Origin of the sequence: Streptomyces sp. ID05-26A, assembly GCF_033794685.1 — a bacterium.
Lineage (GTDB): Bacteria > Actinomycetota > Actinomycetes > Mycobacteriales > Pseudonocardiaceae > Lentzea.
Genome location: NZ_JARAYZ010000001.1, coordinates 616382 through 639112, shown reverse-complemented (window position 1 = coordinate 639112; position 22731 = coordinate 616382). Strand labels below are relative to the sequence as shown.

The window sequence follows — 22731 nt, the reverse complement described above, 5'->3', positions numbered from 1 at the left end:
CTGCATAGGAGACGGTCCGTGGAGAACAACGAAACGGCCGTCGTCACGGCTGACGACCTGGTGCGAGCACGCGAAAGGCTGCTCGTGCCAGGTCGTCGTCGCTTGACCGCCGAACCGCTGCGCGAGGCACTCGTGGACCTCCACGAGTTCTGGCTCACCAAACACGCGGGGGGAGCGGGGATATCCGGAACGGGTATCGCGCTCGTGGCGGTCGGCGGGCTGGGGCGGCGGGAGCTCGTGCCCTACTCCGACCTCGACCTCGTTCTCGTGCACAACGGCGTCAAGAACATCGATGAGATCGCCGAGAAGCTCTGGTACCCGCTGTGGAACTCCGGCATCGGGCTCGACCACTCCGTCCGCACGGTCGGGGAGGCGCTCCGGGTCGCCGCGGGTGACCTGCGCACGGCGTTGGGACTGCTGGACGTTCGTCACATCGCCGGTGATCCCGAGGTCACGCAGAAGCTCGCGGAGGGCGCGCGGCAGGCGTGGCGCGGCAACGTCCGCAACCGGCTCGACGAGATCGCCGAGTCGTCGCAGAAGCGCTGGTCCCGCAGCGGCGAGATCGCGCACCGCGTCGAACCCGACCTCAAACACGGACGCGGGGGACTGCGAGACCTCACGATCCTGGACGCGCTGTCGCTCGCGCAGCTGGTGGACCGGCCGTCCGCCGACGTCGGTGAGGCACGGCGGTTGCTGTTGGACGTGCGCACCGAACTCCGCCGGGTGGCGCGGAAACCTCGTGACGTGCTGCGGGCGCAGGACGGCGACGAGGTGGCCTCCGCCCTGGGGCTGGCGGACCGGTTCGCCCTCGCCCGTTCGCTTTCTTCCGCCGCACGCACGGTCGTCTACGCGTTCGACGTGGCCATGCGCGCCGCTCGTGCCGCCGCTCCGAAACGGGGCCTCGGTGCGTTCCTCCGGGGCCAGCCCCCGCGCAGACCGTTGGACGAAGGCGTTGTGCTGCACGGGTCTGAGGTGTCTCTCGCCCGTGACGCGATTCCCAGCCGTGACCCGGCGTTGTTGTTGCGTGTCGCGACGGCGGCGGCGCGCAGCAAGCACCCGATCGCGGCCGGAACGCTGACCCGGCTCGCCGACTCCGCGCCGGAGCTGCGCCAGCCGTGGCCGAGGGAGGCCCGCGAGGAGTTGCTGGCGTTGCTGGGGAGCGGTAACGGGCTCGTGGACGTCGTGGAAGCGTTGGACCGCACGGGTTTGTGGGGCCGGCTGTTCCCCGAGTGGGGCGCGGTGCGGGACCTGCCGCCCCGCGACGCCGCGCACATGTGGACGGTCGACCGGCATCTCGTGCAGACCGTCGCGCACGCGGCCCGGCTCGCGACCACGGTGGCGCGGCCCGACCTGCTGCTGCTGGGCGCGTTGATCCACGACATCGGCAAGGGCCGCCAGCAGGACCACTCCGAGGTGGGAGCCGCGCTGGCGACCCAGATCGGCGAGCGGATCGGGCTGTGGCCGCAGGACGTCGAGACGTTGGCCGCGATGGTCCGCCACCACCTGCTGCTGCCGCACACCGCGACCCGGCGCGACGTCGAGGACGAGGCGACCGTGCACCGGGTCGTCGAGACGCTCGGCGGCGACGCGGTCCTGCTGGAACTGCTGTACGCGCTGGCCGAGTCGGACTCCATCGCGACCGGGCCGGGCGTGTGGACGGACTGGAAGGCCGCGCTGCTGGCCGACCTGGTCGCCCGCTGCCGCACGGCGATGGCGGGGGAGGCGTTGCCCAAGCCGGAACCGCTCGACCCCGTGCACGTGGCGATGGCGGAACGCGTTGCGGCGTCGGGGAAACCGGACGTGCTGCTGGAGAAGCAGGACCACGCGGCGGTCGTGACGGTGCTCGCGCCGGACCGTCCGGGCATGCTCTCGAAGGCCGCCGGGGTGCTCGCGCTGAACTCGCTGGAGGTCCACGCGGCGACGTTGCGCTCGCACGGCGGTGCGACGGTGGACGCGTTCACGGTGTCACCGCGGTTCGGCTCGCTGCCGGACGCTTCACTGCTGCGCGAACAGCTCTCCCGCGCGATCGAGGGTTCGTTGCCGCTGGCCGACAAGCTCGCCGCGAAGGAACGCGACTACGGCGGCCCGCCGCTCGACCCGCCGCCCGCTCGCGTGCTGTGGTTCGACGACGAGGCGACCGGAGCGGTGGTGCTGGAACTGCGCGCCGCGGACCGGATCGGGCTGCTGCACCGCGTCGCGGGAGCGCTGGAGCAGTGCGGCGCCGACGTGCAGTGGGCACGCGTGTCCACGTTGGGCGCGACGGTCGTCGACTCGTTCAGCATCGCGGGCGACGACCTCGACCGGCGCCGGATCGAACGGGCGGTGCTCGACGCGGCCAGGTAGAGGTTGAGTAGCTCTACGCACAACCTCTCCGGGTGCTCACGCTCCTGCGCGGTCCGGAAACACGGCAGGGTTCGTGGTGTCCGGAAAGCGTCCTCGAGGGGTGGATGGCTTCCCGGACTGGCAGAGGCGGTGGTGCGAGGTGACGGCGCCGGGGGAGGTACCGGGCACCCGCACCGCCGCCGAATCCCTTGTCTGACAACGAGACAGGTTCCTGGACACGCTCCGGCAGACCTGGGCAAGGTCGAGATCTCGTTGTTCTGACTGGGGAGGAAGAACTTGAGAATCGCCACGGTGGCCGCCGTCGTCGCGGCCCTGTTCGTTCCGGGCACCGCACAAGCCGCTCCGCTCGCTCTCGAAGACCTCGGCACGTTGCCGGGTGATCTGCGCAGCGCTTCCGTCGACGTCAACGACTCCGGCTCCGTCGCCGGCAACTCCTACGGCTCCGGCACCTCGCAGCACGCGGTGCGGTGGGACCGGTTCGAACAGATCAGGAAGCTCGCCGACCTCGGATTCGACTCCGGGGCGACCGCCATCAACCGCGACTACGTGGTCGCCGGGTACGCCATCACCGCTGCGGGCCAGACACAGGCCGTGAAGTGGGGCTCCTCCGGCCAGTTGACGCAACTGACCGTGCCGGGCGCGACCAGTTCCATCGCCTACGACGTCAACGACTCCGGCACGGTCGCGGGAGCCGCCACGATCAATGGCGTCACACAGGCGGTGCTGTGGGCCTCGTGGGGTGAGGCCACGATCCTGGGCGAGGGCAGCGCACGGCACGTGACCACCAGCAACACGGTCATCGGCACCAGTGGCAACGACGTGGTCCGCTGGAACTCCTCGGGCGTGCGCACCGTGCTCGACGCGGGCGTGTTCCTCGGTGCCAACCAACTCGGCGAGGCGACCGGCACCGCCGGTGGCAACGGTGTGCTGTGGCTGCGCAACGGCAAGACGCAACTGGGTGCCACCGCACGGCCGTTCGACATCAACGACAACGGGGCCGCAGTCGGCGAGCTGTCGTCGCAGGCGACCCGGTGGGACGTCTTCACCGGCTCGATGGAGACGCTGGCACCGGCACCGTCGCGTGCCTCCGAGGTCAACAACTCCTGGGTCGTCGCCGGCACCGTCGGCACCTCGGCCGCCACGTGGGACATGGGCGGCACCCGGACCGTGCTGCCGGCGCTGTCCGGTGCCGCACGTCACTCCGTGACCGGTCTGAGCGAGGTCGGGCACGTCAGCGGCGTCGCGACCTTCGCCGACGGCACCTACCGCGCGGTGGCCTGGCGCTAGAACCCCGTGCATTTCACCCGAAATCGGACCAAACTGAACGAGAGGGATGGCCGAAACGTCTTCTAGGACATGACCGCCGTGTTGAACACGCAGATCGCCACCGTCCGAGTGAAGCCGCGCTCGCTCGTCGTCCTCGCCGGGATCCCCGGCGCGGGCAAGACGACGCTGCTCACACGGCTCGACGCCGACGAACCGGTCACCGTTCTCGACTCCGACCAGGTGCGCGCGTGGCTGGAGCCGCGCGTGCGCCTGCCGTACAAGTACTGGCGCGTGTTCGTGCACCTCACGCACCGCCTGCGCGTCTTCTGGGCAGCGCTGTTCTGCACGGGCCTGCTGGTGGTGCACGAGCCGTCCACCCGGCCCGGCACGCGCTTCATGCTGGTGCTCGCCGGTCTGCTGTCGGGGCGCTCCCGCCACTTCCTGTGGCTGGACGCCTCGGCGGCCCAGGCCCTCGACGGCCAGATCGCCCGCAAGCGCGTCGTGCGCACTCATGCTTTCGAGCGACACGTTCGCCGCGGTGATTCGATGCGTTCCCAGTTCGAGGCCGGTTGGGTGCCGTTCGGATTCAGCGGCGTGACGCTCCTCACCCGTGCGAGGACCTCGGGTGGTCTGCGCATCATGGTGTCGTGATCAAGGCTGTCCTCTTCGACTTCGCGGGCACCCTCTTCGGGCGTCCGACCTACCAGTGGCTGTCGCAGCGGCACCTCTCCGTGCTGCGCGCGCCGGCGCCGTTCGTGGCGCGGATGAACGCCGCCGAGCGCGCGGTGTGGGACGCCCGCGACCTCACCGCGCTGGCGAACCGGTCGGCGCACTGGATCCTGTTCCGCCTCGCCGGGCTGCCGTTCGACGACGAGCTGTTCCAGCGGCTGCACAACCCGGCGTTCTGGCTGCCCTACTCCGACACCGCCGCCGCGCTGGAGGCGGCGCGGCCGTTGAAGGTCGGGGTGCTGAGCAACATCTCCTGGGACATCCGGCGGGTGTTCGCCCGCGAGTCGCTGTCCGTGGACTCCTTCCTGTTGTCCTTCGAACTCGGCGTCTCGAAGCCGTCCCCGCGGGCCTTCGACGCGGCGTGCGTCCGCCTCGGAGTCGAGCCCTCGGAGTGCCTGTACGTCGGTGACGACCCGGTCGCGGACGGTGCCGCGGTCGCCGCCGGGCTGCGGTTCGCGCGGATCACCACTGCTCCGGTCGGACGCCGTGAACCGGTCCTGTTGGAGGCGCTGGCGAGCCACGGGATCGGGTGAACGTCCGGTTAGCTAGTCTGGAAGGCGTGTTCTCCACGCTTTCCGACCGGCTGACCACGGTTCTCCAGGGCCTTCGCGGCAAGGGCCGTCTCAGCGACGCCGACATCGACGCGACCGCCCGCGAGATCAGGGTCGCCCTGCTCGAGGCCGACGTCGCGCTGCCCGTTGTGCGCAACTTCATCGCCAAGGTGAAGGAGCGCGCCAAGGGCGCCGAGGTCCACCAGGCGCTGAACCCGGCGCAGCAGGTCGTGAAGATCGTCAACGAGGAGCTCGTCAACGTCCTCGGTGGCGAGACGCGGCGGCTGAACCTCGCCAAGAACCCCCCGTCGGTGATCATGCTGGCGGGTCTGCAGGGTGCCGGTAAGACGACGCTCGCGGGCAAGCTGGCCAAGTGGCTGAAGGGCCAGGGTCACACTCCGCTGCTCGTCGCCGCCGACCTGCAGCGCCCGAACGCGGTGACGCAGCTCCAGGTCGTCGGTGAGCGCGCGGGCGTGCCCGTCTTCGCTCCCGAGCCCGGCAACGGCGTCGGCAACCCCGTCGAGGTCTCGCGCCTCGGCATCGCGGAGGCCAAGGCCAAGCAGCACGACATCGTCCTCGTCGACACGGCCGGCCGGCTCGGCGTCGACGAGGAGATGATGCAGCAGGCCATCGACATCCGGGCCGCGGTCAACCCGGACGAGATCCTGTTCGTGGTCGACGCCATGGTCGGTCAGGACGCGATCAACACGGCCACGGCGTTCCGCGACGGCGTCGGCTTCACCGGTGTCGTGCTCACGAAGCTCGACGGCGACGCCCGCGGTGGTGCCGCGCTGTCGGTCCGCGAGGTCACCGGCCAGCCCATCCTCTTCGCGTCCAACGGTGAGAAGCTCGAGGACTTCGACGTCTTCCACCCGGACCGGATGGCGTCGCGCATCCTCGGCATGGGTGACGTCCTCACCCTGATCGAGCAGGCCGAGCAGCACTTCGACCAGGAGCAGGCCGAGAAGGCCGCAGCGAAGCTGCACACCGGCCAGCTGACGCTGGAGGACTTCCTGGAGCAGATGCTCGCGATCCGCAAGATGGGTCCCATCGCGAACCTGCTCGGCATGCTGCCCGGCGCCGGGCAGATGAAGGACCAGCTCGGCATGCTGGACGAGAAGCACCTCGACCGCATCCAGGCGATCATCCGCGGCATGACCCCGGCCGAGCGCGACGACCCCAAGATGATCAACGGCTCGCGCCGCCTGCGCATCGCGAACGGCTCGGGCGTCAAGGTCAGCGACGTCAACGACCTGGTCAACCGCTTCTTCGAGGCCCGCAAGATGATGGCGTCGATGGCCGGCCGGATGGGCTTCGGCGGCGGCGGTGGCGGCAGCAAGACCCGCAAGGGCAAGAAGGGGAAGAAGGGCAAGGGCGGACGCGGCCCGACGCCCCCCAAGATCAAGGGCGGCTTCCCGCCCGGGATGTTCCCCGGCGGCATGCCGGGTGGCATGCCCGGAATGCCTCCCGGCGGGATGCCCGACCTCTCCGCCCTCGGTGGCGGCATGAACGAGCTTCCCCCCGGCTTCGACCCGTCGAAGTTCAAGTTCGACGGCGACGACAAGAAGAAGTGACCATGCACCTGCGCGGCGTCGTCCTGCCGGACGGCGAGCCGCGAGACCTGTGGGTCGTCAACGGCCGTGTCCGCACCAAGGCGGTGCCGGGCGCGCAGACCGTCGTCGACGGCGGGTTCCTGGTCCCGGGCCTGGTCGACGCGCACTGCCACGTCGGCCTGGGCCCGCAGGGCGGCGTCGAGCTGCCCGAGGCCGTCGAGCAGGCGATCACCGACCGCGACGCGGGCACGTTGCTGATCCGCGACTGCGGCTCGCCGATCGACACGAGGCCGTTGCAGGAGCGCCTGGACCTGCCGCGGATCATCCGCGCGGGCAGGCACATCGCCCGGCCGAAGCGCTACATCCCGCACATCGGCGTGGAGATCGAGACCGACCTCGTCACGGCGGTCGCCGAGCAGGCCGCGTACGGCGACGGCTGGGTCAAGCTCGTCGGCGACTGGATCGACCGCGCCGAGGGCGACCTGGCTCCACTGTGGACGGACGACGAGCTGGCCCAGGCCATCAAGGTCGCCCATGACGCGGGTGCGAAGGTCACGGCCCATGTGTTCGGCGAGGACGCGTTGCCCGGCCTGATCAACGCGGGCATCGACTGCGTCGAGCACGGCACCGGCCTGACCGACGACACGATCTCGTTGATGGCCTCACGCGGCACCGCCCTGGTGCCCACGCTGATCAACATCGAGACCTTTCCCGGCATCGCGGACAAGGCCAGCAAGTACCCGAAGTACGCGAACCACATGCGTGACCTGCACGCCGGCGTCTCCGCCACGGTCGCGTCCGCGATCGAGGCGGGCGTTCCCGTCTACGCGGGCACCGACGCGGGCGGAGGCATCGCGCACGGCCGCATCGTCGACGAGATCGTCGCCCTGCACGGCGTGGGGATGAGCGCGGTCGACGCCATCGGCGCCGCGTCGTGGAGTGCCCGCGAGTGGCTCGGCTTCCCGTCGCTGACCGAGGGCGCGGCCGCGGACATCGTCGTCTACGACGAGGATCCGCGGGAGAACCTGGAGGTCCTCCGGTCGCCGCGCATGGTCATGCTCCGGGGCCGGATCCACTAGGCCTTGAACTCGGCCATCGCGCCGACCTCGTAGTCGCCGCCCTTCTGGTGCGTGATGACGGCCATCCGGTTGGCGGCGTTGATCAGCCCGAGCAGGCAGACCAGCGCCGCGACCTGCTCGTCGTCGAAGTGCTTGCGCACGTTGTCCCAGGTCTCGTCGCTCACGCCGTCCCGCGTGAGCACCGTGCCCTCCTCGGTGAACGCCAGCGCGGCCCGTTCGGCCTCGGTGAACACCGTGGTCTCGCGCCAGCCGGCCACCAGGTGCAGCCGCAACGGGTCCTCACCCGCCGCGACGGCCTCCTTGACGTGCATGTCGAGGCAGAAGCCGCACCCGTTGAGCTGGCTCGCCCGCAGGCTGACGAGCTCCGACGTGATGGCGGGCAACGGCGACTGGTGGAGAGCCTGCCCGAGCCCCGCGAACCGCTTCGCGAGCTTGCTGCCGGTCTCGGTGCCGAAGAGGTTGAAACGCGGTTCCATGGTCTTTCCTCCCTCGTGGACTTGCTTGACGACCACGAGATGCCGGACCCGCGCTCCGTGTGACTGTGATCCGGCCCACTGTCACAAAGCCCGGCCGGGTGGTGTCTTGTGTCCATGGACGCCGCGACCGACACGTTCGTCAGCCACCGCAACCTGCTCTTCACGATCGCCTACGAGATGCTCGGCTCCGCCGCTGACGCCGAGGACGTGCTGCAGGAGACCTGGCTGCGCTGGGTCGGCGTCGACCACGCCACCGTCGAGAACCACCGCGCCTACCTGGTCCGCATCGTCACCCGCCAGGCACTGGGCCGCCTGCGCACCCTGGGCCGCCGCAAGGAGTCCTACGTCGGCTCCTGGCTCCCCGAACCGCTCCTGACCACTCCGGACGTGGCGGAGGACGTCGAACTGGCAGACAGCGTCTCGATGGCGATGATGCTGGTACTCGAAACCCTCACCCCGACCGAACGCGCGGTCTTCGTCCTGCGCGAGGTCTTCGACGTGGACTACGACGAGATCGCCACGGCCGTCGACAAGAACCCGGCGGCCGTCCGCCAGATCGCGCACCGGGCCCGTTCCCACGTGGCCGCCCGCCGCCCGCGCGAGGTGGTGACCCAGGCGGCGTCCCGCGAGGCCCTGGCCGCCTTCCAGCGCGCCACCGAGACCGGAGACCTCCAGGCCCTGCTCGACCTGCTCGCACCGGACGTCGTGTTCCTCGGCGACGGTGGAGGCGTGAAGCAGGCCGTCCCACGCCCCGTCGTGGGGTCGTCGAAGGTCGCGCGGATGCTGCTCGGCGGCCTGCTGAAGGTGACCGGCTGGTCGATGGAACCGGCCCAGGTCAACGGCTGCCCGGCGTTGGTCGTGCGGTTCGGCGGCGAGCTCGACACCGTGATCGCGGTGCGGGTGGAGGACGGGCGGATCAGCGGCCTGTACGCGGTGCGCAACCCGGCCAAGCTCTCGCACATGGCCGAGGAGACGACGCTGCGGCGGTGATCAGCGGGCGACGAACCGCGCGACGCCCGCGCCGGCCGCGACGTGCCAGTGCAGGTGCTTGTTGTGCTGCTCGTCGCCCAGCGTCGTGAGCACCTGGCAACCGCCGTGCAGTTCGACGACGTGCGCCGCCGCCTTCTTCACCGAGGCCAGCAGTTCCACGGCCAGTTCGTCGTCCAGTTCCAGCAACGAGGACACGTGCCGGGTCGGGATCACGATGACGTGGTCGGTGCCGAAGCCGGGGATCGGCGGGCGGAACGCGAGCGTGTTCGCGGTGCGGGCGAGCACCTCCACCTGCACGTTGCCCGGGATGACGTCGTCGCAGTACCAGTCCGGCCCCATGCCACGACGTTAGCCACAGGGGTTTAGTAGCGGCGTTTGTACGCCGATCCAACCAACAGGAGTTGGGACATTCGGCGGGGACCCGATCTGACCATCTTTTGGCCAGGTGCTTGGCCCGGTTTCCGTCAATGCCGCACAGTAGCCTCGGATTCCGGGGCCGGCGGCGTCGATCGCGAGGTGGGCTGATCTATGAGAGTGCCATTGCCTGCTGCTGCACCGCTGGTGGCCGCGGCGTGACTAAATTGCAGAGCGTGAGCGAGCCGGAAGCCCTGAAGCCCAAGCGCGGCTTCCTCGAGAGCGTGCGGGACATCAGCCGCAACCCGGAGCCGGAACGGGTCGGCCAGCGCTGGGGGTTCGGCGCGTTCCTCCTGGTGGAGGCGGTCTTCATCCTGAGCGCCGTGTTCATCACGGCCGTCGGCGCGAGCTTCGGCGCGACCCTGGAGACGTCGACCACGCTCGTGCTGGTCGGTTCACTGGTGCCGATCATGCTCGCCGCCGCGCTCGCCATCGTGATCACGTACGTGCGCGGCAACGGTCCCGTCGTCGACCTGAGACTGCGCCTGACCAAGGCGGACGTCGTCTTCGGTCTCAAGATCGGTGTCGTCGGGCTGCTCTTCACCTACTTCGCGGCGTACTTCTGGGCGAAGTTCGTCGGCAAGGAGAACGCCACCAGCGCCATCGGCGAGCTCTTCAGCCAGGCGAACCTGCCGTTGTCCGCGGCCATCACGATGTTCGTCTACATGAGCTTCATCGGCCCGATCTGCGAGGAGATCATCTTCCGCGGGCTGCTCTGGGGCGCGGTCGAGCGGCAGGGCTGGAGCCGGTGGGCGGCGTTCGTGCTGACCACGGTGATCTTCGCGGTCAGCCACCTCGAACCGCAGCGCACGTGGCTGCTCCTGGTGATCGCGATCCCCATCGGCGTGGCCCGGCTGATCACCCGCAACCTCGGGGCGAGCATGGTGGCGCACGTGCTGAACAACTTCCTTCCCGGCCTGTCCCTCCTGCTCCTGTCGGCCGGTGTCATCTGATGGACCTGAACAGCGACCTCGGCGAGGGCTTCGGCATCTGGAAGCTCGGCGACGACGCCGCGCTCCTCGGCGTCATCACCAGCGCGAACGTCGCATGCGGCTTCCACGCCGGTGATCCGTCCACGATGCGTCGCGTGTGCGAGGAAGCGGCGAAGAACGGTGTGAAGATCGGCGCCCAGGTCAGCTACCGCGACCTCGCCGGGTTCGGGCGCCGGTTCATCGACGCCGACCCGGTCGAACTCGCGGACGAGGTGCTCTATCAGATCGGCGCTCTCGACGCGTGCGCACGAGCAGCAGGCACCGAGGTCGTCTACGTGAAGCCGCACGGCGCGCTCTACAACGCGACGGTGCACCACGAGAAGCAGGCCGAAGCGGTCGTGAACGGCACCAAGGCGTTCAAGGACCTGCCGATCCTGGGCCTGCCCGGCTCCCAACTGCTCGCCACAGCGGCGCGTGCCGGGCTGAGGCCGGTCCAGGAGGCGTTCGCCGACCGCGGCTACACCCCCGAGGGCACGCTCGTCCCGCGCAGCAGGCCGGGCGCCCTGCTCACCGACACCGCGCAGATCGTCGAACGGGCTCGAAGGCTGCTGGAAGGCGAGCTCGTCGCGGTCGACGGCACGGTCCTCAAGACGGCCGCGGAGTCGTTGTGCGTGCACGGCGACACGCCGGGAGCGGTCGCGCACGCCCGTGCGGTGAGGGAAGCGCTCGGCACCGTGACGCCGTTCGCGTAGGACCCGATTCGGATCCACCGGTCCCCATCTGGCACAATTGCGCGCTGTCCGTCGTGGTCGGCCCCTCTGCCCGGGCCGCGACTGTGCGAACCATCAACACAGAGCTTTCGAGGAGTACCAGGCCCATGGCCGTCAAGATCAAGCTTCAGCGTCTCGGCAAGATCCGCCAGCCGTACTACCGCATCGTGGTCGCCGACGCGCGCACCCGTCGCGACGGCAAGGCCATCGAGACGATCGGCAAGTACCACCCCAAGGAAGAGCCGTCGTTCATCGCGGTCGACTCCGAGCGCGCGCAGTACTGGCTGGGTGTCGGCGCGCAGCCGACCGAGTCGGTCCAGCGCCTGCTGGAGATCACCGGTGACTGGCAGAAGTTCAAGGGCCTGCCGGGCGCCGAGGGCACGCTGAAGGTCAAGGAGCCGAAGACTCCGAAGGCCGAGCTGTTCGCCGCCGCGCTCGCCGCCGCGAACTCGGAGCCGATGACCGAGGCCACCACGCCCAAGGCGAAGAAGGCCAAGAAGGCCGACGACGCGCCCAAGGCTGACGCCGAGGCGCCCAAGGACGAGGCGTGAGTTTGTTGGCTGACGCCCTCGAACACCTCGTTCGCGGCATCGTCGACCACCCGGACGAAGTCCGGGTGAACCTCGTCACGACCCGCCGCGGCCGCACCCTCGAGGTCCACGTCCACCCGGACGACCTCGGCAAGGTGATCGGTCGTGGCGGTCGCACCGCGACGGCCCTGCGCACCGTGATGGCCGGTATCGGTGGTCGTGGTGTCCGGGTCGACGTCGTCGACACCGACCGCTGAGAACGAACTTCAAGGGCAAATGGACGTCGTCGTCGGCCGAGTGGCCAAGGCGCACGGGATCACCGGGGAACTCTCCGTTGACGTGCGCACAGATTCACCCGAAATGCGGTTCAAGCTCGGAGCCACGCTCCAGGCCAGGCTGCGTGACGGCACGTCCCGAAGCCTCACCGTGTCAGCCGCCCGGCCTCATGCCGGGCGGCTGCTCGTGCGTTTCGAGGAAGTTCTCACGCGGGACGTCGCGGAGTCGTTGCGCGGCACCCTGTTGCTGGGCAGCACCGACGACCTGCCGGCGATCGACGACCCGGACGAGTTCTACGACCACGAGCTCGAAGGGCTCGCGGCCGAACTCGTCGACGGGACGAAGATCGGCACGGTCAAGGAGATCCTGCACGGACCCGGCGGTGAGCTGCTCGTCGTCATCCGTGACAAGGGCGAGGCGCTGATTCCGTTCGTGCGCGAGATCGTGCCCACTGTGGACGTTCGCGGCGGTCGCGTCGTGATCGACCCGCCAGAGGGCCTGCTCGATGCAGATTGACGTTGTCACGATCTTTCCCGAGTACCTCGCGCCGCTGCGCGCGGCGTTGCTCGGCAAGGCGATCGACAAGGGCCTGATCAGCGTCGGTGTGCACGACCTCCGTGACTGGACCCAGGACGTGCACAAGGCTGTCGACGACAGCCCGTACGGCGGTGGGCCCGGCATGGTCATGAAGGCCGACATCTGGGGTCCTGCCCTCGATGACGTGTGCACGGACGAGACGCGTCTCATCGTGCCGACGCCGGCCGGGCGCCCGTTCACGCAGGCGGTCGCGCACGAGTACGCGGAAGAGTCGCACCTCGTGTTCGCGTGCGGTCGCTACGAAGGCATTGACCAGCGTGTGGTCGATGACGCTCGACGGCGCGTGCGCGTCGACGAGGTGTCGATCGGCGACTACGTGCTGGTCGGTGGCGAGGTGGCGGTGCTCGCGATCGTGGAAGCGGTCGCGCGGTTGCTGCCCGGCGTGCTCGGGAACCCGAAGTCGCACGCCGAGGACTCGTTCCAGGACGGGCTGCTCGAAGGGCCGAGCTACACGCGGCCGCTCGTGTGGCGCGACCTGGAGGTGCCGGACGTCCTGCGTTCCGGCAACCACAGGCTGATCGACCGCTGGCGACGTGACCAGTCACTCGCCCGTACCTTCGAAAGGCGTCCCGACCTGCTGGAATCGTTGCCGGCGGACGCGTTCGACAAGCACGACCGTGCCCTGCTCACGCACCTGCGCGAGGGTGGGGAGTAGCCCGATTTCATTCCGGAGTGCCTGGTCTGGCACACTGGAACAGTTGCCGCAGCCGGTGCACATCGGCGTGCGCACACAAGCCGACCCCCATCATGTCGTGCACTGTCATGGAGCATGCTCTGGGGAGTTCAAGACACGTGAGGAACACCGATGAACATCCTGGACGCACTCGACGCCCAGTCGCTGCGCACCGACATCCCGGCGTTCCGCGCCGGTGACACGCTGAAGGTCCACGTCCGCGTCATCGAGGGCTCGCGCGAGCGCGTCCAGGTGTTCCAGGGCGTCGTGATCCGTCGCCAGGGTGGCGGCATCCGCGAGACCTTCACCGTCCGCAAGGTCTCCTTCGGCGTCGGCGTCGAGCGCACCTTCCCGGTGCACTCCCCGAACATCGCCGAGATCGAGGTCGCCATCCGCGGTGACGTCCGTCGCGCCAAGCTGTACTACCTGCGCGAGCTGCGCGGCAAGGCCGCCAAGATCAAGGAGAAGCGCGAGGCCCGTCCGGTCTCCTGATCGGTGGCTTCGAGCCCAGAAGACTCAGAGGACGCCTCCGCACCGGATGAACCGGAGCGGGGGCGTACCCCTGTTTGGAGAGATGTTCTCTACGTCGTCGTGACGGCCGTCGTGCTGACGGTGCTGATCCAGGCGTTCGTGGCGCGGGTCTACGTGATCCCCTCGGCGTCGATGGAAAGTACGCTGCACGGCTGCACCGGCTGCGAGAACGACCGAGTGCTGGTCGACAAGATCACCTACCGCTTCGGTGACGTCGAGCCGGGCGAGGTGGTCGTGTTCCGCGGCCCCGAGGCGTGGACCCACAACGAGTTCCGCGCTCCCCGGTCGACCAACCCCGTCGCGGGTTTCGTGCAGAACATCGGTTCGCTGCTGGGCATCGCGCCCGCGAACGAGCGCGACTTCGTGAAGCGCGTGATCGCGTTGCCCGGTCAGACAGTGATGTGTTGCGACGAGCAGCACCGTGTCGTTGTGGACGGCAAACCACTCGACGAGCCCTATGTGCATTGGCAGGCCGGGACTTCGCCCGCGGACCACGAACCGTTCGCGCCGTTCCGCGTGCCGGATGGACGGTTGTTCGTGATGGGGGACAACCGGATGAACTCCACCGACTCGCGCAAACAGGGCGGCGGGGGCGTAGCGGGCACCGTGCCGATCGAGAACGTCATCGGGAAGGCGCGGTACGTCGTTTTCCCGAAAGATCGGTGGAGTGTTGTGTCGGATCACAACCCCCAGCCCCTAGGCTGATCTCGTGGTCGACGACGCTCCAGAGCAGAACCCGCCCGGTGACGAGCCCAGTTCGGACGCTTCGGACAAGCCCGGTAAGAAGCAGAAGAAAAAGGGCAACTTCTGGAAGGAACTGCCCGTACTCATCCTGGTCGCCTTCGGCCTCGCGATCGGCATCCAGATCTTCCTCGGCCGCGTCTACATGATCCCGTCCGAGTCGATGGAGACGACGCTGCACGGGTGCACCGACTGCTACGGCGACCGGGTGCTCGTCGACAAGGTCACCTTCCGCTTCACCGACCCGGCGCCAGGCGACGTGATCGTCTTCCGCGGGCCGCCGTCGTGGCAGAACGACTTCATCTCCGACGAGCCGGGCAACCCGGTGTCGCAGGGGCTGTCGTGGCTCGGGTCGCTGATCGGGCTGCCGTCGGCGAACGAGGAGGACTTCGTCAAGCGCGTGATCGCCGTCGGCGGGCAGACCGTGAAGTGCTGCGACGAGCAGAACCGCGTGACCGTGGACGGCAAGCCGCTCGACGAGCCGTACAAGCACTTCGACGAGGGCACGCCGGCCGAGCAGGAGTCGTTCGAGGAGCTCAAGATCCCGGACGGGATGCTGTTCGTGCTCGGCGACAACCGCAACCACTCGTGCGACTCGCGCTGCCAGGGCCAGGGCGGGCTCAACGGGCTCGTGCCGGTGAGCGACGTGATCGGCAAGGCGCGCGTGATCGTGCTGCCTCCGTCGAGGTGGGGCGGGGTGTCGGACCACGACCCGCAGACTGTGTCGATGGGTGCACCGGGATGGCAGCAGAACGTCCCGCTGGGGCTCGGTATCGTCGCGGCGTGGCCGCTTCTGCTGCTCGGGCGTCGAGTGCGAGACCGATTCCGCCGATGACCATGCTGATGCCGCCCCGCGCGGTGGTGCGGGGCTCGTCGGGGAACTGGGCGTTGCAGAGCACTCTGGAGCGCCGGGGCCTCGGACCCGTCGCCGGCGTCGACGAGGCCGGGCGCGGACCGTGCGCCGGGCCGTTGGTGATCGCCGCGTGTGTCCTTCGACCGGGTGATGCTTCGCGGTTCGAAGGGCTGAACGACTCGAAGCTGATGACGGCGGCGGCCCGCGATCGGATGTACGACCTGGTGCTCAAGCGTGCGCTCGATCACTCGGTCGTGGTCGTTTCGCCCGCCGACATCGACTGGCTGGGCATCCACGTCATGAACATCGAGGGCATGCGGCGGGCGGTGGCGCAGATGGCGACGCACCCCGGTTACGTGCTCACGGACGGTTTCAAGGTGCCGGGGATGCCCGCGCCGAACGTGGCGGTGCTCAAGGGGGACCAGGCCGCGGCGTGCGTCGCGGCGGCATCGGTGCTGGCCAAGGTCACGCGGGACCGGATCATGGCGGACCTGCATGATCGTCATCCCGAGTACGGGTTCAACGTGCACAAGGGGTACTGCACGCCCGATCACACGGCCGCGCTGATGGAGCACGGCCCGTGTGCAGAGCATCGCTGGTCGTATGTAAATGTGGCAGCAGCGGCTGCCAAGCACGGTCTCGCCGCGCCGCACAGGGTGGCGCGCGCCACGACCGCGACGGCCGTGGTCCAGAATGATGCAGCCCCGGCTGACGTCGGGGAGCTCGCGACGAGGGAGGGCGCGGAGCAGATGACCCGCGCGGAGGCGTAATGAGTGCAGAGGATCTCGAGAAGTACGAGACCGAGATGGAACTGTCGCTGTACAAGGAGTACCGCGACATAGTCAGCCAGTTCTCGTTCGTCGTGGAGACCGAACGGCGTTTCTACCTGGCCAACTCGGTGGACGTGCAGGTGCGCAACGCCGACGGCGAGGTGTACTTCGAGGTGCGCATGTCGGACGCGTGGGTGTGGGACATGTACCGCCCCGCGAGGTTCGTCAAGAACGTTCGTGTCATCACGTTCAAGGACGTGAACGTGGAGGAGCTGGACAAGCCGGACCTGCGTCTGCCGGAAAGCGGGCCGTTCCCCTCCTCCTGAGGTTTCACAGCACCGCCCTCGCGTCCCGGACCCCGGAACGCGAGGGCGGCGCCGTTAGCACATCCCACCGACAATTCCGCCGACTCAACATCCACAACGGCCGACTTGTCCACAGCCGCTGAGTTGTCCACAGATTCCCCGCGGCCCGGTCGCTCACCCCGTCCCACCCTGCAAGGTCGACACCAACGACCCGCAGGGAGGCGAAAGCAGTGGCGCAACGGGCACTGGTCGAGACCAGGCAGCAGGAGAAGGGCCGCCAGGGCGAGGACCTGGCGTGCAGGTACCTGGAGGGGCAGGGCCTGGTCGTCCTGTCGCGGAACTGGACGTGCCGCGACGGTGAGCTCGACGTCGTGGCCGTGGAGGGCGACCGCCTGGTCGTCTGCGAGGTCAAGACCAGATCCGGCCCGGTCTGGGGCCGCCCGGACGAGGCGGTCGACCAACGCAAGCTCTCGCGCCTGCGGCGCACAGCCCTGCGCTGGCTGGCGTCGCACGGCGTCGGCTGGTGCAACGTCCGCGTCGACCTGATCTCGGTCACCTGGCCTCCCTCGGGCGAGCCGTGCCTGCAGCACCTGCGGGGAGCCTGAGATGGGCTTGGCGCAGGCCTGGTCCGTCGCGCTCTACGGGGTCGACGGCCTGGCGGTCGAGATCGAGGCCGACGTGGGGGTGGGGCAGCCCCGCACCCATCTCCTCGGCCTGCCCGACGCGTCGTTGCACGAGTCGAAGGAGCGGGTGAAGGCCGCCGTCCGCAACAGCGAGGAGGAGTGGCCGAAGCAGCGCATCGTCCTAGGCCTGTCCCCGGCGAACCTGCCCAAGGGCGGCAGCAGCTACGACGTAGCGATCGCCTGCGCCACCCTCGCCGCCGCCGGCTCGGTCCCGTGCGAGCGCCTGGCCACCACGGTGCTGCTGGGCGAACTGGCCCTGGACGGCCGGGTCCGCGCGGTCCGAGGCGTCCTGCCGTCCCTGCTGGCAGCCCGCAGAGCAGGCCTCACGACCGCGATCGTCCCGGTGGACGCCCTGCCCGAGGCAGCCCTGGTCGACGGCATCACCCTGCACGGAGCCCAGACCCTCGCCGAGGTCCTGGCCTGGCTCCGAGGCGAAGCAGTGGCCCTGCACGAGCCACCCGAACCGGCAGACCCACCACTGCCGGCCGTACCGGACCTGGCCGACGTGGTGGGCCAGCCAGAGGCCCGCTGGGCTCTGGAGGTGGCCGCAGCAGGAGCCCACCACCTCCTGCTGACGGGCCCGCCGGGCACCGGCAAGACGATGCTGGCCGAACGCCTCCCGGGCCTCCTCCCACCCCTGAACCGCCAGGAGTCCCTCGCGGTGACGGCAGTCCACTCGGTGGCAGGCGTCCTGTCCTCCGACTACCCCCTGGTGGCCAGCCCGCCGTTCGTGAACGTGCACCACACGACGTCGATAGCGGCCCTGATAGGCGGCGGCAGCGGCATGGCCAAACCAGGCGCGGCCTCCAGAGCCCATAAGGGAGTCCTCTTCCTCGACGAGGCCTGCGAGTTCGGCCAGAAGACGATCGACACCCTCCGCACAGCCCTGGAAGAGGGCGAGGTCCGCATCCCCCGCCGAGACGGCATAGCCCGCTACCCAGCCCGCTTCCAGCTGATCCTCGCCACCAACCCCTGCCCCTGCGCCCCACCGAAGGAAACCGACTGCATCTGCACGGCCACAGTCCGCCGCCGCCACCAGTCCCGCCTCTCCGGCCCACTCCTGGACAGGGTGGACCTGAGGGTCCGCATGAGGGCGACGACGGCCATGGCCAACGCGGACGCCACCCCACCAGAACCAACAGCGGTGGTAAGAGCCAGAGTCCTCAAAGCCAGGACAAGAGCCGCAACCCGCTGGTCGTCCCACGGCCACACCTGGCAGGCGAACGCCCTGGTCCCAGGCCCAGCCCTACGCCGCGAGTTCGCCCTCCCCAGACCAACAACGACCCTGCTGGACCGAGCCCTGGCGGTAGGCGCCCTGACGGGCCGAGGGGCCGACCGCTGCCTACGGGTCACCTGAAACGTAATGTAGCGGATGTGAGACCACGAAGCCACCGAGATTCCAGCGGCGTCGTCCGCCAACTCCTAGAACGCCACCGCGACCTGCTCGTTGGGGTGCCTGAGCGCGGCGAGCTCCAAGGCGGGGTCTACCTCAGGATCTCCGAGGACCGCGAGGGCGATGAGTTGGGGATAGACCGGCACTTTGAGGATCTGCTGGCGGTGTTCCAGGCGCGGAAGTGGGCGCTGGACCGGCGGCACGTCTTCGTCGACAACGACCTGTCTGCGGCGGGTAAGAGGGACCGGCCCGATTTCGTGCGGATGATGCACGCCATCGAGGCCGGGGAGTTGCGGGTCGTCACCGCGTGGATGCTGGACCGGTTCCTCCGGAATCGTCGGGACCAGGTCTGGCTGTACGAGGAGTGCGAGAAGGCCGGGATGGTGATGGCGTTCGCGCGTGGCGCTGACCTGGACATGACGACCGCGACCGGCCAGCAGGTCGCCGACCACCTCGCGGCGGCGGCCCGCGGCGAGATCAAGGTCAAGGGTGAGCGGCACCGTCGCGCCCAGGAGCAGGCCGCGAAGCAGGGGCGCAGGGTCGGTGGCCGCAAGGCGTTCGGGTACGAGTTGAACGGCATGGAGTTGATCCCGGAGGAGTCGGCGGCGATCAAGCAGGGGTATGCCGACCTGTTGGCGGGCGTACCACTGGCTCAGATTGGGCGGGACTGGAACGCGGCTGGCCTGTTCAGCGGGCAGACGCGGCAGTTCGACAGCCCGAAGGGGCCGCAGGGGTCGCTGACCAGGTGGACGCACGACACGGTCCGCCTTGTGCTGCTCAACCCGCGTAACGCGGGCATCCGCCGTTATCGGGGGGAGGAGGTCGGCCCGGCGTTGTGGCCGGAGATCGTGAGCGAGGAGACCTTCCGTGCCGCGCAGGCCCTGCTGAACGACGCCTCCAGGTACAGCGGTGCGAGGGCGGAGCAGCAGCTCCTGACGGCGGTCGCGCTGTGCGGCGTCAAGGGGTGCGAACTGACGGTCCACGGCGGCGGGGCCAGCCATGGCAAGCCGGTCTACCGGTGCACCTCGGGCAAGCACGTCAATCGCATGGCGGCGCCGGTGGACGAGTTCGTGAGCATGGTCGCCGTGGAGCGGCTCAAGCGCCCTGATGCCCGTGAGCTGCTGGTGGACTACGAGAAGCCGAACATCGGCGAACTCCTCGACGAGGTCAACGCGAAGCGGACGCGGCTGGAGCAGGTGGCGGTCGAGTTCGCCGACGACGACACGGTCACCCCGGCCCAACTCCGGGCGGCCACCGCCCGACTGCGGTCGCGGATCGCCGAGATCGAGGCCCAGTTGGCTGACGCCGGCCGGGTGGACATCCTCGGCCCCCTCGTCCAGGCCGACAACGTGGACGACGCCTGGGAGGCGATGAACACGGCGAAACGCCGTGCCGTGATCGACACCCTTATGGTCGTCAGGCTTCATCTGGTGGGGCGGGGCACACGGACCTTCCGGCCGGAGACGGTCGCCATCAAGTGGCGGGACGAAGGGACGTCCGGCCGGAAGGGCTCGCGCGCTCGGTGACCCCCGCCTGGTGCCGCGTTCTAGGGTCCGGAAGCCTGCTTCTCGCGATGGTCGTGCAGTGGTCATGTCCCACCGAAGGCGACCCGCTGTGACAATCCGTGACGGATCTTGTGGGTCGCCTCCTGCTCTTTTGTGATCTACGCTGGTCTGTATGGGGGTAGTGGTCGGTCGCGATGTGACGGCGAGTGATGTGGCGAGGGTGCTGGCGGGTCCGGCGCAGCTCGGCTTCTGCTACTCGGCGGATGAGATCCGCCGGAAAGCGGCGTACTGGCGCAAGGCCAGTGCCGGGTTGAGCGCGGAGCGCCGCGAGGCACTGCTGGCCGAGACGCCTAGGGGCCAGGTGGACGGTTTCCTCGCGCAGGTCGAGCAGTGGGACCGCGAGCGAGCCCGCATCGCGGGCAGGCATCGTCACCGGGAGCGGATGCTGCATCCCGCTGGCGGGCTGCCGTGGACCGAGTTCGGCCAGCTGATCTTCCACAACCCGAAGTCGATCCTCACGGCCGAGCGACCGGCGTTCCGGCACTCGGCGGGGAACCTCCAGTACACGCGTCCGGACCTGCTTGCGGCCCTGGACAGACTGGCGGAGGACACGCTGCGCATCGTGCGCGTGCTTCTCCTGCTGTCCCTGACCGCGCTGCGCCGGTATCCCACCGAGTTGCTGCTGATTCTGCTCTGGCTGATCACCGGCATGGCGACCGCCCGGCGTACGGCGGGATGGCTGCCGGTGCTGAAGAGACCTCCCCAGGTGGTCCGGCCGCCAGGCCGCCTGGTGATGCAAGGCCCTCGTGTCGCGCGTGCGCCGGGACGGGACGGTCCCTCGCTGTCGCTTGCAGCGAGGGCCGCGTCGAGCTGTGAGCGTCCGGGGGGAACGCCTTAGTCCCACAGCCCGTCGTCGGCCTTCCTGTGCTGGAAGGGCCACACCGTGGCAGACGACAACACCATTCCGACCGCTTACCTCAAGATCACCGAGGCGGCGGCGTACCTGAACCTCTCCGTGGTCTCGCTGCGCCGGGCCATCCGGGAAGGCAACCTGCCCTACGTCAGGTTCGGGCGCGCGATCCGTGTCGCGTTGCCCGATCTCGACGCCTTCGCCGCCGCCCGCCGAGTCACCGGGCAGGCGGGTGAGCGGTAGTGACGCACCACGAAAACCCCGGCCGCGCGCCGAATCCGCGCCGCACGAGCACGTGCCGCGACGCCGTCTGGGCACCCGCCACCGCGGGCCTCGAGGACTACATCAAGAAGCTCGTGGACTGCGCCCCACCGCTGTCGACCGAGCAGAAAGCGCGCCTGACCAGCCTTCTGGGCACCAGTGCGACCGCACACAGAACCCGGATCGAGCGGCGCACCTCCAACGGCGGAAGGCGGGCGCGATGACCCGGTCACCGGACACATCAAGCAGGCACACCGCCCCACAGGCCGCGCCGTCCGGCCCGGCGGCCGACGCGCCCGCGGGCGTCGGCCGCCGGGCTCGGTTGACGTGGGCCTCCGAGATCGAGCCGGAGCCGGTGTCGTGGGCGTGGGAACCCGAGGGACAGGGCCGCATTCCGGCTGGATCGCTGACGGTGGCGGCCGGTCGGGAGGGGACCGGGAAGTCCTCGTTCGGGATCTGGATGGCCGCGCAGATCACCCGCGGGCTGCTGCCCGGTGCCTTCCACGGGCAGGTCCGCACCGTGTTGTACGTGGCGGTGGAGGACTCCTGGAAGCACACCCTGGTGCCCCGGCTCATCGCAGCGGGAGCCGACCTCACCAAGGTGGCGCGGTTCGACGTGGTGACCGAACTGGACCGCGTTGTGCAACTGTCCCTGCCGGTGGACAACGACCTGCTGGAGCAGACGATCGTCCACGACCGGGTGGCGCTGATCGTGGTCGATCCGCTGATGTCGGTGATCTCCGAGCGGATCGACACGCATCGGGAGCGGCAGGTGCGGCAGGTGCTGGACCCGGTCGCGGGGATCGCCGACCGGACGGGCGCGGTGGTGATGGGCATCGCGCACTTCGGCAAGGGCGGGCACGCCGACGCCGCGTCGTTGATCACCGGGTCGGGGGCGTTCAAGAACGTGCCGCGGTCGGTGTTCGGGTTCGCTCCCGACGACACCGTCGACGACGACCGAGGTGTGGTGACCCAGGTGAAGAACAGCCTGGGGCGTCGGCGCCTGCCGTCGCTGTCTTATCGGGTCGAGGAGGCCGAGATCCCCACCCCGGCGGGGGTCGCCCGCACGGGGCGGTTCGTGTTCCTGGGCGAGTCGCAGCGCTCGGTGGAGGACATCCTGCGCGAGTCCAGGGCGAGCGAGGGGGAGTCCCAGGCCGAGCGGACCGAGGCCGCCGAGTGGCTGCGGGGCTACCTCGTGGAGCAGGGCGGCTCGGCGAAGTTCAGGGACATCCTCACTGCCGCTAGGGCGGACGGGATCGCCGAGTCGACCCTCAAGCGGGCGCGATCGAAGGCAGGGGTGACGTTCACCCGCGTCGGGTACAAGGGCGGATCGGTGTGGTCGCTGGAGCCCGCCGACCCTCATTCGGCTCATTCGGATCAAGCAACCAGGGGGTGAACGGATTGAGCCCAATGAGCCGAATGGCGATCCCTCGGCGCCCGTCGGGAGCGCGCACGAGACCGCCGCCTTCCCCGAGTCCGACCGATCCGTCAGGGGCGAGGGCGGCCAGCGGCACGCAGGACCGGTGCCGAGCCGGGCCGCCGGCTGCCGGAAGGTGAGTCGGCGGGTGTATTCCGCGCGCCTGCCGACGCCGCTCCCGGT

General features: G+C 69.4%; 27 protein-coding genes. 25 read left to right on the top strand and 2 right to left on the bottom strand.

What is annotated here, in order from left to right; genetic code table 11:
* Positions 1–18 precede the first annotated feature (18 nt).
* The 6 genes from PV646_RS03125 (at position 19) to PV646_RS03100 (ending at position 7521) form a co-directional block, all read left to right on the top strand.
* Positions 19–2343, top strand: coding sequence for a [protein-PII] uridylyltransferase (locus PV646_RS03125; protein ID WP_500339930.1), 2325 nt, complete (start codon positions 19–21; stop codon positions 2341–2343).
* Positions 2344–2619: 276 nt separating this feature from the next.
* Positions 2620–3630 carry a hypothetical protein gene (locus PV646_RS03120; RefSeq protein ID WP_500339929.1) on the top strand — a complete coding sequence of 337 codons (1011 nt, stop codon included), beginning with the start codon at positions 2620–2622 and terminating at the stop codon, positions 3628–3630.
* 69 nt (positions 3631–3699) lie between these two features.
* On the top strand, positions 3700–4260 hold the full coding sequence (locus PV646_RS03115; protein WP_500339928.1) for an AAA family ATPase: 561 nt from the start codon (positions 3700–3702) through the stop codon (positions 4258–4260).
* On the top strand, positions 4257–4871 hold the full coding sequence (locus PV646_RS03110; RefSeq protein WP_500339927.1) for an HAD family hydrolase: 615 nt from the start codon (positions 4257–4259) through the stop codon (positions 4869–4871). The genes PV646_RS03115 and PV646_RS03110 overlap by 4 nt, the downstream gene beginning before the upstream one ends.
* Positions 4872–4897: 26 nt before the next feature.
* The gene (ffh, locus tag PV646_RS03105) at positions 4898–6463 is read left to right on the top strand and encodes a signal recognition particle protein (RefSeq protein WP_500339926.1); all 1566 of its coding nucleotides are present in this window, start codon (positions 4898–4900) and stop codon (positions 6461–6463) included.
* A gap of 2 nt (positions 6464–6465) precedes the next feature.
* Complete coding sequence (locus PV646_RS03100; RefSeq protein ID WP_500339925.1) at positions 6466–7521, top strand: amidohydrolase family protein; 1056 nt, start codon at positions 6466–6468, stop codon at positions 7519–7521.
* Here the strand turns inward: PV646_RS03100 and PV646_RS03095 are convergent.
* On the bottom strand, positions 7518–7997 hold the full coding sequence (locus PV646_RS03095) for a carboxymuconolactone decarboxylase family protein (RefSeq protein ID WP_500339924.1): 480 nt from the start codon (positions 7995–7997) through the stop codon (positions 7518–7520). The two genes, PV646_RS03100 and PV646_RS03095, sit on opposite strands and share 4 nt — an antisense overlap.
* Positions 7998–8111: 114 nt before the next feature.
* On the opposite strand from PV646_RS03095, the gene PV646_RS03090 reads away from it, so the two are divergent.
* Complete coding sequence (locus PV646_RS03090) at positions 8112–8987, top strand: RNA polymerase sigma-70 factor (RefSeq protein WP_500339923.1); 876 nt, start codon at positions 8112–8114, stop codon at positions 8985–8987.
* Here PV646_RS03090 and PV646_RS03085 read toward each other — a convergent pair whose 3' ends face one another.
* Positions 8988–9326, bottom strand: coding sequence for an HIT family protein (locus PV646_RS03085; RefSeq protein ID WP_500339922.1), 339 nt, complete (start codon positions 9324–9326; stop codon positions 8988–8990). It abuts the gene before it with no gap.
* A 251-nt stretch (positions 9327–9577) separates the two neighbouring features.
* On the opposite strand from PV646_RS03085, the gene PV646_RS03080 reads away from it, so the two are divergent.
* From PV646_RS03080 to PV646_RS02995, 18 genes are all read left to right on the top strand, one after another.
* Positions 9578–10354, top strand: coding sequence for a CPBP family glutamic-type intramembrane protease (locus PV646_RS03080; RefSeq protein WP_500339921.1), 777 nt, complete (start codon positions 9578–9580; stop codon positions 10352–10354).
* Positions 10354–11085, top strand: a complete 732-nt coding sequence (locus PV646_RS03075; protein ID WP_500339920.1) for a LamB/YcsF family protein — start codon at positions 10354–10356, stop codon at positions 11083–11085. The genes PV646_RS03080 and PV646_RS03075 overlap by 1 nt, the downstream gene beginning before the upstream one ends.
* A gap of 125 nt (positions 11086–11210) precedes the next feature.
* Positions 11211–11654, top strand: a complete 444-nt coding sequence (gene rpsP, locus PV646_RS03070) for a 30S ribosomal protein S16 (protein ID WP_500339919.1) — start codon at positions 11211–11213, stop codon at positions 11652–11654.
* 2 nt (positions 11655–11656) lie between these two features.
* Positions 11657–11890, top strand: a complete 234-nt coding sequence (locus PV646_RS03065) for an RNA-binding protein (RefSeq protein ID WP_500342251.1) — start codon at positions 11657–11659, stop codon at positions 11888–11890.
* Positions 11891–11909: 19 nt separating this feature from the next.
* On the top strand, positions 11910–12425 hold the full coding sequence (gene rimM, locus PV646_RS03060; protein WP_500339918.1) for a ribosome maturation factor RimM: 516 nt from the start codon (positions 11910–11912) through the stop codon (positions 12423–12425).
* Positions 12415–13161: a tRNA (guanosine(37)-N1)-methyltransferase TrmD gene (gene trmD, locus PV646_RS03055; protein WP_500339917.1), complete on the top strand. Its 747-nt coding sequence runs from the start codon at positions 12415–12417 to the stop codon at positions 13159–13161. Before rimM ends, trmD begins: the two co-directional genes overlap by 11 nt.
* Positions 13162–13311: 150 nt before the next feature.
* The gene (rplS, locus tag PV646_RS03050) at positions 13312–13671 is read left to right on the top strand and encodes a 50S ribosomal protein L19 (RefSeq protein WP_189153785.1); all 360 of its coding nucleotides are present in this window, start codon (positions 13312–13314) and stop codon (positions 13669–13671) included.
* Between the two features lie 3 nt (positions 13672–13674).
* Positions 13675–14415, top strand: a complete 741-nt coding sequence (gene lepB / locus PV646_RS03045) for a signal peptidase I (protein ID WP_500339916.1) — start codon at positions 13675–13677, stop codon at positions 14413–14415.
* 4 nt (positions 14416–14419) lie between these two features.
* Positions 14420–15286 (top strand): signal peptidase I, encoded by an 867-nt coding sequence (gene lepB, locus PV646_RS03040; RefSeq protein ID WP_500339915.1) that lies wholly within the window; start codon positions 14420–14422, stop codon positions 15284–15286.
* Positions 15283–16074 (top strand): ribonuclease HII, encoded by a 792-nt coding sequence (locus PV646_RS03035; protein WP_500339914.1) that lies wholly within the window; start codon positions 15283–15285, stop codon positions 16072–16074. Before lepB (PV646_RS03040) ends, PV646_RS03035 begins: the two co-directional genes overlap by 4 nt.
* Positions 16074–16400, top strand: a complete 327-nt coding sequence (locus tag PV646_RS03030; RefSeq protein ID WP_189153781.1) for a DUF2469 domain-containing protein — start codon at positions 16074–16076, stop codon at positions 16398–16400. Before PV646_RS03035 ends, PV646_RS03030 begins: the two co-directional genes overlap by 1 nt.
* Before the next feature lie 209 nt (positions 16401–16609).
* A complete protein-coding gene (locus PV646_RS03025; RefSeq protein WP_500339913.1) occupies positions 16610–16984 on the top strand; it encodes a YraN family protein in 375 nt (124 codons plus the stop codon).
* A gap of 1 nt (position 16985) precedes the next feature.
* Positions 16986–18419: a YifB family Mg chelatase-like AAA ATPase gene (locus PV646_RS03020; RefSeq protein ID WP_500339912.1), complete on the top strand. Its 1434-nt coding sequence runs from the start codon at positions 16986–16988 to the stop codon at positions 18417–18419.
* Between the two features lie 95 nt (positions 18420–18514).
* Positions 18515–19981, top strand: a complete 1467-nt coding sequence (locus tag PV646_RS03015) for a recombinase family protein (RefSeq protein WP_500339911.1) — start codon at positions 18515–18517, stop codon at positions 19979–19981.
* Between the two features lie 151 nt (positions 19982–20132).
* A complete protein-coding gene (locus PV646_RS03010) occupies positions 20133–20858 on the top strand; it encodes a hypothetical protein (protein ID WP_500339910.1) in 726 nt (241 codons plus the stop codon).
* Between the two features lie 45 nt (positions 20859–20903).
* On the top strand, positions 20904–21113 hold the full coding sequence (locus PV646_RS03005) for a helix-turn-helix domain-containing protein (RefSeq protein WP_500339909.1): 210 nt from the start codon (positions 20904–20906) through the stop codon (positions 21111–21113).
* Positions 21113–21355: a hypothetical protein gene (locus PV646_RS03000; RefSeq protein WP_500339908.1), complete on the top strand. Its 243-nt coding sequence runs from the start codon at positions 21113–21115 to the stop codon at positions 21353–21355. Before PV646_RS03005 ends, PV646_RS03000 begins: the two co-directional genes overlap by 1 nt.
* Entirely contained in the window at positions 21352–22527 is a 1176-nt protein-coding gene (locus PV646_RS02995; protein ID WP_500339907.1) for an AAA family ATPase, read from the top strand. Before PV646_RS03000 ends, PV646_RS02995 begins: the two co-directional genes overlap by 4 nt.
* Positions 22528–22731 lie beyond the last annotated feature (204 nt).